This is a genomic window from Nocardioides dubius, from assembly GCF_039528155.1.
GTDB classification, from domain to species: domain Bacteria; phylum Actinomycetota; class Actinomycetes; order Propionibacteriales; family Nocardioidaceae; genus Nocardioides; species Nocardioides dubius.
In genome coordinates this window covers 264,571-273,533 of record NZ_BAAALG010000006.1, presented here as the reverse complement: position 1 = coordinate 273,533, position 8,963 = coordinate 264,571, and the positions used below count along the sequence as shown (strand labels likewise).

Here is an 8,963-nt window from a genome sequence, read left to right as displayed (position 1 = left end):
GGCCGGCGCCGCGCCGTTGCTACGTCAGCGGGCGCTCGCCGCGCACGGGGACCAGCGCCAGGGCGAGGGCCGGGAACGCTGCGGACGCCGCGAAGACGGTGGCGAAGCCCAGGTGCGTGATCGCCACTCCGGCTGCGGGCGGGACCGCCGAGGCGGCCAGGAACTGGGCGGTGTTGTGCAGGCCCATGGAGCGTCCCGACCAGTACGGGCCGGCCCGTTCGGCGACGGCCGCGAAGGCCAGGCCGTTGTCGGCGACGGTGACCATCGAGGCCAGCAGCAGCACGATGACGGCGACGCTCCGGTCCAGACCGGTGGTGACGCCCAGCAGCAGCAGGATCGTCACCCCGGCGATCGCGATCCAGCGGGTCGGCAGCATCCGGCTGCCCACCCGGTCCGACAGGTGCCCGGCGGCGATCCGGGTGATCGCGCCCGCCACCTGGGTGACGGCGACCAGGGTGCCGGCCGCGCCCGGTGACCAGCCTCGCTCCTCGACCAGCCAGACCAGCGCGAAGGTCCACACCAGGAACTGCGGCACCACCAGCAGCACGGCGACCTGGTGCACGCGGCTCAGGTAGCTGTCGCCTCGGTAGGGGTTGACGGCGTCGTGGGCGGCTGCCGCCGTCCGCGGCGGGTCGATCACCACGGCCACCACCAGGGCCAGCGCCACCAGGGAGGCGATCGCCGGCACGGTCAGCGCCCAGGCGACGCCCCAGTGCTGAGCGGTCACGGCCAGGGAGATGGCCGCCAGCCCGACGCCCAACGGCTGCGACGTCTGCCGGATGCCCATCGCCAGCCCACGCTGATCGGGCGGGAACCAGCCGACCGCGACCCGGCCGCTGGCGGCGGCAGTGCTGGCGGCACAGGCCCCGGCGACGAAGAGCGCGGCGGCCAGCGCGATCGGCACCTGTGGCGCAAGTGCGCGGGCTGCGACGGCGGCCGCGCCGGCCAGCGCGGTGGTGGCCAGGCCCGCGATCAGCACGAAGCGCTCGCCGCGCCGGTCGGTGAGCAGGCCCCAGAGGATCAGCGCGACCATCACGCCGAGGATGGGCGCGGCCGCCACCGAGGCGGCGGTGGTCAGGCTCATCCCCTCGTGCCGGAGCGCGGGGATCAGGAACGGGGCGCCGTGGATCGTGAAGGCGGAGGTGGTCTGCGCGACGGTGCCCGCGATCAGGATCGACCAGCGGCGCGCGGGGGAGGGCGCACTGGTGCTCATGGCACCAGTGAACCACTCTGTTCATCTTTTGAGATGATCAGTCTTATATTATGGACAAACTGTTCTGCGGGAGGGCATGCCGGAGCGAGTGCCTTATCGCCGGCGCAGGATGCTGCGATGAGCGGTCAGTCGTCGTGGAAGACCTCGTCCGCCCGCTCGATCTCCGCCGAGAGCGCCTCCACCGCCTCCGGCTTGCCGTGGAAGCGGCGGTAGGAGTAGACGATCAACGCGATCGCGACCAGCCCGGAGGCGATCTGGGTGACTCCGGTCGCCAGGCCTCCCGGCAGCCACCAGGTCTCGGAGAACCACCACCAGCCCGGCATGTCCGGGCGGACGATCCACACCACGCCGCAGGCGATCAGCGCTAGCGCGCCCGTGGAGGACAGGATGATCCGGGGCCAGGTCTCGACGCCCTCGGCGGCGCCGCGCAGCGCCCGGAACTTGATCGGGTCGAGGCGCCGCTCGGCCCACTCGTACTGCTGGGAGAGGATCGCCAGGCCGCCGAAGAGCATCAGCAGGCCGGGTCCGGGCAGGACCAGGGCGGCGATGCCGGCCAGCACCAGAAGCCAGCCGAGGATCTCCAGTGCAATGCGCTTGGTGGCGGCGATCATGCCCTTACTCTGGCAGACCGTTCCTCGCGGACTTCCCCCATCCGGGCAGGATGGGGGCATGACCGCACGTCGCTTCCGCCAGGTGGACGTCTTCGCGCCCGCACCACTGACCGGGAACCCGGTCGCCGTCGTCCACGATGCGGAGGGTCTCTCCGACGAGCAGATGGCCGCCTTCGCCCGGTGGACCAACCTCTCGGAGACCACCTTCCTGCTCGCACCGACCGCGCCCGGTGCCGACTATCGGCTGCGGATCTTCACGCCCAGCGGCGAGCTGCCCTTCGCCGGGCATCCCACCCTGGGCAGTGCGCACGCCTGGCTGGAGGAGGGTGGCGTCCCGGCGGTCGACGGCGTGCTGGTGCAGGAGTGCGGGATCGGGCTGGTCGAGTTGCGCCGTACCGGTGAGGCGTGGGCGTTCGCGGCTCCCGAGCTGCTGCGCTCCGGGCCGGTCGAGGCCCAGGTGCTGGCCGAGGTGCGTGGGGCGCTCGGGCTGCGTGCCGAGCAGGTGGTCGACGCGAATTGGGTGGACAACGGACCCGGCTGGATCGGGCTACGCCTGCGCAGCGCCGACGACGTGCTCGGGGTCGCTCCCGACGCGGCAGCGCTCGGCGATCACAAGGTCGGCATGATCGGGCCCCATCCCGACGGCGGTCCGGCGGACTTCGAGGTGCGCGCGCTCTACCCGGGGCTGGGCTCGTTCGAGGACCCGGTGACCGGCAGCCTCAATGCCGGCTTCGCGGTCTGGCTGACCCGCAGCGGCGAGCTGCCGCCGTCCTATCTGGTGCGCCAGGGCACCGTGTTGGGGCGTGACGGCCGGGTCCGGATCAACACCGCCGCAGACGGCGTGATCTGGGTGGGCGGCGACTGCCGCACCCTGATCAGCGGTGAGGTCGTGCTCGACTAGGACGCGTCCTGGGTGGTGTCGCCCCTGCGGCCGTGGAAGCTGCGGCGCAGGGCGGCGCCGATGGCGGCGATGAAGACCAGGTTGAAGGCCATGTGCGCGGAGACCACGGCCTTCGCCGTCTGCCCGGTGGGGTGCACGTCGCCGTAGCCGGTGGTCGTGGTCGTGGTCAGGGTGAAGTAGAGCGCGTCGAGCCGGGTCTCGATGCCGTCGAACTGATCGTTGTTGCTGGCCAGGGCGAAGTAGATGAACGAGAACGCGATCAGCACGATCTCCAGCAGCAGCACGAGATTGAGCACGCTCAGCGAGGTCTCGACGTCGGTGCGCGCCGTCTCCCGGAAGAGCACGAAGGCGACGGCGGCGACCGCGATGCAGGTCAGCGCCAGGTTCGCCAGCATCCGCACCGCGCCCTGGCCGCTCTGGACCGGGAGCGCGAAGTACAGCACCAGGACGGCGACCAGGTTGAACCCGGCGGCGAGCCAGGAGTGTCGGAGTCCGAGTCTGTCGGATGCCATAGCGGATTCTGACACGTGCCTCCGGTCTCGGTCAGCCGCGTAGCCAGGCCAGCACCGCCGAGACCCGGCGGTCACTGTCCGGCGCGAGGTCGAGCTTGGCGAAGATGTTGCCGACGTGCTTGCGCACCGCCGCCTCGCTGACCACCAGTGCCTCGGCGATCGAGGAGTTGGTGCGGCCCTCCGCCATCAAGGAGAGCACCTCGCGCTCGCGCTCGGTCAAGGCGGCCAACGGGCCGGCGTCGCGGCGGCGGGTGAGCAGTTGGCGCACCACGTCCGGGTCGACCACCAGGCCGCCCCGGGCGACCCGGTCCAAGGAGTCGAGGAACTCGCGGACGTGTCCCACCCGCTCCTTGAGCAGATAGCCGGTGCCGCCGGGGCCCTCGGCCTCCAGCAGGGCATCGAGGTAGGCGTCGGCGACGTACTGGCTCAGCACCAGGATCGCGACGTCCGGGTGGGCGGCGCGGATCGCGGCGGCCGCGCGCAGGCCCTCGTCGGAGTGCCCCGGCGGCATCCGGACGTCGGTGATCACCACGTCGGGCGGGTCGTGGCGGACGAAGGCCAGCAGGCCCTCGGCGGTGTCGACCGCCGCGAGCACGGTGTGCCCGGCGCGTTCGAGGATGCCGACCAGGCCCTCGCGCAACAGCGCGAAGTCCTCGGCGACGACGATCCGCAACGGAGCGCTCACGGTGCGGGCCACGGGCATCGCATCCTCACCTCGGTCGGGCCGCCGTGCGGGCTGGCGATCTCCAGGGTGCCGCCGAGCGCGTCCAGCCGGTGCTGCAACCCGACCAATCCGCTGCCGTGGCGGGGATCCGCGCCGCCGACGCCGTCGTCGCGCACGATCAGGCTCAAGGTGCCGGCCCCGGCTGCGCCGGTGATCTCGACCTGGCGGGCACCGGAGTGCCGCACCACGTTGGTCAGCGCCTCGCTGACCACGAAGTAGCCGGCGGCCTCTGCTGCGGGGGTGCTGCGGGGGACGTCGAGGTGCACGCTCGACGGGGTCGGCATCCGGTCGGCGATCTCCCGCACGGCCGCCTCAAGGCCCAGGTCGATCAGCACCCGTGGGTGGATGCCGCGGATCGTCGTGCGCAGCTCCGCCAGTGCCTCGCGGACCTGCTCCTGGGCACGTTGCACGGTCTCCGCGCCGGGGCCGTCGTCGATGTCGAGCTCGGCCTGGCCGAGGGTCATCGACAGGGCCACCAGGCGTTGCTGGACGCCGTCGTGCAGATCCCGCTCGATCCGCTTGCGCTCCACCTCGAACGCGTCGACCAGCTCCAGGCGTGAGGCGCGCAGCTCGCCGACCCGGCGGGCCAGCTCCTGCTCGGAGGTGGTGAGCAGGAGCCGGGTCAGCGATGCCTGCGCTGCCGCCAGGGCGGTGAGCAGGTAGCCGCCGAGCACCCACGTCACCGGAACGGCGATCAGCGCGAACGGCAGAGCCTCGGCGGCGCTGGTGAGCTCCCAGGGTCCGAGCACCACCACGGAGTCGTAGTGCGCGAGCACGGGGGAGGCCAGCGAGGCGCCGAGCACGACCGCCAGGTTGGCGGCGACGATCAGGTCGACCAGCCAGCCGAAGGTGGCCAGCAGCACGGTGAAGCCGACCTCGCGTGCGGTCGGGCGGTAGGCGCCGCGATCGCGCCACCACGCCCGGGGGCTCGCCGGCAGGGCGCGTGGATCGGCAGGAGTCTCGTGGCCTGGCTGGAGCAGGCGAAGGCGACGACGCTCGCGGTGGGCGACGGCCACGGCCACCAGGGGCAGCGCGAACAGGAGGGGGATGCCGACCAGCACCGGCGCCGTCAGCATGCCGAGCGCGAGCAGGGTGAGTGCGACGAGCAGCGCAAGCAGCCCGATCAGGCTGCTGCCCACCAGGTACCACCAGGCGCGCACCGCCCAGGTGGTCCGCGCCATCCGCAACGGACCACGGCGCAGCGCACCCCAGGCGTCATCGAGTTCCACGCCGCCACCCTAGGCGGGGAATCGGGCTGTCGGGGTAGCGCGTGCGCTACCTCTGATCGGGCGCGTGGGCCAGGGTGCGGGAGCGCCGGGCGCGGTTGGCTCGAGGCATGACGATCAACGACCAGGCGCCGGTGGTGCTGCACGAGCTGGCGCGACACCACGGCAGCGGGGAAGGGCGCGTGGATGCGCTGCGTGGCGTCAGCCACGTGTTCGGAGCCGGCACCTTCACTGCGGTGATGGGGCCCTCGGGTTCCGGCAAGTCGACGCTCTTGCAGTGCGCTGCCGGCCTCGACATCCCGAACGGCGGCCAGGTCTGGCTGGCCGGGCAGGCGCTCGCCGCGCTGGACGAGAAGGCGCGCACCGTGCTCAGACGCGATCAGGTGGGCTTCGTCTTCCAGGCCTACAACCTGTTGCCGGGCCTCAGCGCTGCCGACAACGTGGCGCTGCCACTGCGTCTGGCCGGACGCCGGCCCGCGCGCTCGCAGGTGCGGGAGGCGTTGGCGCGGGTCGGGCTCGCCGACCAGGCCCGTCGCCGTCCGGGGGAGCTGTCGGGCGGCCAGCAGCAACGGGTGGCCCTGGCCCGCGCGATGCTGACCCGCCCGCGGGTGCTCTTCGCCGACGAGCCGACCGGCGCGCTGGACCGGACCACCGGACGGCGCGTGCTCGACCTGCTGCGCCGGACCGTCGACGAGGAGGGCGTCACCGTGGTGATGGTGACCCACGATCCGATGGCGGCCTCCTACGCCGATCAGGTGCTCTTCCTGGCCGACGGACAGATCGTGGGCACCCTGCCCCGCTCGGACGCCGACCGGATCGCCGCTGCGATGAACCACCTGGAGCCGGTGTGATCCGGCTTGCGGTGCAGTCCGCGCGTCATGACCGGAGCCGGCACCTGGGCAGTGTCGCCGCCGTCGGCCTCGGCGTCTGGCTGATCGGACTGGTCGCCCTGCTGATGGCCTCGGTCGAGCGCTACCTGTCGCGGCTGTCCCCGGGGCAGGAGGAGGTCCGGGTCGCGCTGCAGGACACCACCTCGCTGCTCGGGGTGATGGCCGGGTTCGCGGGGTTCATGGCGATCTTCGTGGTCGCCAGCACCAGCAGCTTCGTGGTGGCGGCGCGGGCGCGCGAGCTCGGGCTGTTGCGCCTGGTCGGGGCGACGCCACGCCAGGTGCGCCGGATGATCCGGATCGAGACGCTGGTGGTCGCCATCGTCGCCTCGGCGCTCGGATGTGCGCTGGCGGTGCTCACCTTCCCGGCGGCCACCTGGCTCCTGGAGCACAAGGGTCTGGCGCCCGGCGGGCTGCCGGGTCCGGCCCTGGTCCTGCCGCTCTCGGTGGCGGCCGGGATCGGTGTCCTCGTGGCCCTGCTGGGCGCGCGCAGTGCGGCGCGGCGTGCCTCGCGCACGGTGCCGGCCGCGGCGCTGCGGGAGGCCGACGAGCTCGGCCGCCCCGTCGGTGTGGTCCGCGTGCTGTGCGGGGTGTTCTTCCTGGCTGCGGGGGTGGCGATGCTGCTGCTGATCCGCGCCGGTGATCCGCTGCTGGCGCTGGTGCTCGCGATCTTCGTGCCGGAGGTCTGGGTGATCGCCTTGGTCTGCCTCGGACCGGTGCTGTTGCCCTTGCTGGCAAGGGCTCTGACCCGCCCGTGGCGCGCGGACCCGCTGGTGGCGGTGGCGCGGGAGAACGTCGCGGTGCGCGCCCGGCGGACCACCTCGCTGGCGGCGCCCGTGCTTGCGCTCTCCGCGATCGCCGGCTCTGTCGTGCTCACCCTCTCCTTCGCCGCCGACTGGGAGGAGGGCATCACCCGACAGCGGTTGGCGGCGCCGCTGGTGGTCACCACCGACTCGCCGCGTGAGGAGGCCCGGCTCCGCGAGGTGGACGGACTCACCCTCGATCCTCGGGTGCTGCTCACCGCCGAGGTCGGTGGCGCGGACGACGCCTACGACACCGAGATCGACGTGATCGATCCCGAGGTGTCGTCGCGGCTGCGCGGGATCGGGGTGCGCGAGGGGACGCTGGCGGAGCTCGGCTCCGGCGAGATCGCGGTGAGCCGCAGCGCAGCCTGGGACAACGGGATCGGGGTCGGGGAACGGGTGCCGGTCCGCGTCGCCGGCGGTGAGGTCGAGCGGCTGGAGGTGGTCGCGATCTACGAGGACGCGGCGAACCTGATCGGCGAGTTCGCGCTCTCCGGTGAGGCGGACGCGGCGCGCGGTGCGACGGTGACGGGCACCTGGTTCGTGGACAGCGCGACGCCGGCTGCCGCCGTCCGCGAGGGGTGGCCGGACGGGGCTGGTGCGGTGCAGGGACGCGACGCCTGGATCGAGGAGCAGGACCAGGCGCTGCGCTCGCAGAACACGATCGGGTTGTGGGCGGTGCTCGGACCGACCGGCGTCTACTCGGCGCTGGCGATCGCCAACACGCTGCTGCTGGGCAGCGTGCAGCGACGTCGCGAGTTCGCCACGTTCCGGCTGGTCGGGGCGAGTGCTCAGCAGGTGCGGCGCCTGGTCGTGCTGGAGGCGTTGATCGTGGCCGGAGCCGCCTTGTTATTGGGTGCGCTGATCACCGCAGTGACCGGAGTGCTGCTGCGGGCGCCGATGACGGCGGGTCTCGACGACGTCGCGCTGACGATGCCCTGGACGGCCTTCGGGGCGATCGCAGCGACCTGTGCAGGCGTGGCGGTGGTGGCCGCGCTGGCAGGATCCGGCCGCCTGAAGGATGGCAACTTGCGTCAATCAAAACTCTAATGTTTACTAAACCACTATATAATTGGAACCTATCAGTGTTTCAGTGGTGGAAGGACCCGGACAGTGCGCAAGTTGATCGTCCTCGGATTCGTGGGCCTGCTGGCTCAGCTGATCGACGGATCGTTGGGAATGGCCTACGGCGTCACCTCCTCCACCCTCCTGCTCGCCGCAGGCATCGCGCCGGCGGCTGCCTCCGCCGCGGTGCACTTCTCGGAGATCGGCACCTCCCTGGTCTCCGGCATCTCGCACGCCAAGTTCGGCAACGTGGACTGGCGCACGGTCGGCATCCTCGCCGTTCCGGGCTTCGTCGGAGCCTTCGCCGGCGCCACCTTCCTGGTCAACATCGACGGTGACTCGGCCAAGCCGTGGGTGGCGCTGATCCTGCTCGCACTCGGTGCCTACGTGATCTGGCGGTTCCTGGTGCTCGGTGGCCGGCGTCCGCAGTTCAAGGGGCGGCCGACTGCCGGCTTCCTGGCTCCGATGGGTCTCTTCGGTGGGGCGCTCGACGCCATCGGTGGCGGCGGCTGGGGCCCGGTCGGCACCACCACCCTGCTCTCCTCGGGCCGCCTCGAGCCGCGCAAGGTGATCGGCTCGATCGACACCTCGGAGTTCGTCGTCGCGGTCGGTGGATCGCTCGGCTTCCTGCTGGCGCTCGGGTCCTCGGGCATCGACTGGGGCATCGTGGTCGCGCTGCTCGCCGGTGGCGTGGTGGCTGCGCCGATCGCCGCCTGGCTGGTCCGGATCCTGCCGGCCCGCGTGCTCGGCGTCGCGGCCGGTGGCCTGATCGTCGTCACCAACGCGCGCACCCTGCTGCTCTCCTTCGGCGTCTCGGAGTCCATCACCTGGTGGAGCGTCGGCGCGCTGTTCCTGGCCTGGATCGCCGGCATCGTCTGGGCCGTCCGCCAGGAGATCGCCTCCCGCAAGGCCGAGGCTGCCGAGACCAACGCCGACGACGCTGACGGCGAGCTCGCCCCCGCCTGAGCGCCGAGGCGGGTCTCGGGTTTGAGACAGGTTCGGTAGGTGCCGATCTGGTCGA

Annotated in this window: 9 protein-coding genes; 4 read left to right on the top strand and 5 right to left on the bottom strand. The window is 72.2% G+C overall.

Going from position 1 to position 8,963, the window contains the following annotated elements; genetic code table 11:
* Positions 1 to 19: 19 nt before the first annotated feature.
* Positions 20 to 1,213 (bottom strand): MFS transporter, encoded by a 1,194-nt coding sequence (locus ABD151_RS08685; protein WP_343993344.1) that lies wholly within the window; start codon positions 1,211 to 1,213, stop codon positions 20 to 22.
* Between the two features lie 125 nt (positions 1,214 to 1,338).
* Positions 1,339 to 1,824: a PGPGW domain-containing protein gene (locus ABD151_RS08680; protein WP_343993342.1), complete on the bottom strand. Its 486-nt coding sequence runs from the start codon at positions 1,822 to 1,824 to the stop codon at positions 1,339 to 1,341.
* Positions 1,825 to 1,882: 58 nt separating this feature from the next.
* On the opposite strand from ABD151_RS08680, the gene ABD151_RS08675 reads away from it, so the two are divergent.
* Positions 1,883 to 2,725, top strand: a complete 843-nt coding sequence (locus tag ABD151_RS08675) for a PhzF family phenazine biosynthesis protein (protein ID WP_343993340.1) — start codon at positions 1,883 to 1,885, stop codon at positions 2,723 to 2,725.
* Here the strand turns inward: ABD151_RS08675 and ABD151_RS08670 are convergent.
* From ABD151_RS08670 to ABD151_RS08660, 3 genes are read right to left on the bottom strand one after another with little or no spacing between them, the layout of a single operon-like run.
* On the bottom strand, positions 2,722 to 3,237 hold the full coding sequence (locus ABD151_RS08670; protein WP_343993338.1) for an ion channel: 516 nt from the start codon (positions 3,235 to 3,237) through the stop codon (positions 2,722 to 2,724). The genes ABD151_RS08675 and ABD151_RS08670 overlap by 4 nt on opposite strands.
* A 31-nt stretch (positions 3,238 to 3,268) precedes the next feature.
* Positions 3,269 to 3,934, bottom strand: coding sequence for a response regulator transcription factor (locus ABD151_RS08665; RefSeq protein ID WP_425571894.1), 666 nt, complete (start codon positions 3,932 to 3,934; stop codon positions 3,269 to 3,271).
* A complete protein-coding gene (locus ABD151_RS08660) occupies positions 3,919 to 5,190 on the bottom strand; it encodes a sensor histidine kinase (RefSeq protein ID WP_343993336.1) in 1,272 nt (423 codons plus the stop codon). The genes ABD151_RS08665 and ABD151_RS08660 overlap by 16 nt, the downstream gene beginning before the upstream one ends.
* A gap of 107 nt (positions 5,191 to 5,297) precedes the next feature.
* Between ABD151_RS08660 and ABD151_RS08655 the strand changes: the two genes are divergently transcribed.
* The 3 genes from ABD151_RS08655 (at position 5,298) to ABD151_RS08645 (ending at position 8,908) form a co-directional block, all read left to right on the top strand.
* Positions 5,298 to 6,038, top strand: coding sequence for an ABC transporter ATP-binding protein (locus ABD151_RS08655; RefSeq protein WP_343993334.1), 741 nt, complete (start codon positions 5,298 to 5,300; stop codon positions 6,036 to 6,038).
* Positions 6,035 to 7,927 carry an FtsX-like permease family protein gene (locus ABD151_RS08650; RefSeq protein WP_343993332.1) on the top strand — a complete coding sequence of 631 codons (1,893 nt, stop codon included), beginning with the start codon at positions 6,035 to 6,037 and terminating at the stop codon, positions 7,925 to 7,927. Before ABD151_RS08655 ends, ABD151_RS08650 begins: the two co-directional genes overlap by 4 nt.
* 63 nt (positions 7,928 to 7,990) lie before the next feature.
* On the top strand, positions 7,991 to 8,908 hold the full coding sequence (locus tag ABD151_RS08645) for a sulfite exporter TauE/SafE family protein (RefSeq protein WP_343993330.1): 918 nt from the start codon (positions 7,991 to 7,993) through the stop codon (positions 8,906 to 8,908).
* Positions 8,909 to 8,963 lie beyond the last annotated feature (55 nt).

What these genes read in the sequence shown, in the direction of transcription:
- ABD151_RS08685 (WP_343993344.1), bottom strand. Translation starts at nt 1,213, where the DNA reads ATGAGCACCAGTGCGCCCTCCCCCGCGCGCCGCTGGTCGATCCTGATC.
- ABD151_RS08680 (WP_343993342.1), bottom strand. Translation starts at nt 1,824, where the DNA reads ATGATCGCCGCCACCAAGCGCATTGCACTGGAGATCCTCGGCTGGCTT.
- ABD151_RS08675 (WP_343993340.1), top strand. Translation starts at nt 1,883, where the DNA reads ATGACCGCACGTCGCTTCCGCCAGGTGGACGTCTTCGCGCCCGCACCA.
- ABD151_RS08655 (WP_343993334.1), top strand. Translation starts at nt 5,298, where the DNA reads ATGACGATCAACGACCAGGCGCCGGTGGTGCTGCACGAGCTGGCGCGA.
- ABD151_RS08670 (WP_343993338.1), bottom strand. Translation starts at nt 3,237, where the DNA reads ATGGCATCCGACAGACTCGGACTCCGACACTCCTGGCTCGCCGCCGGG.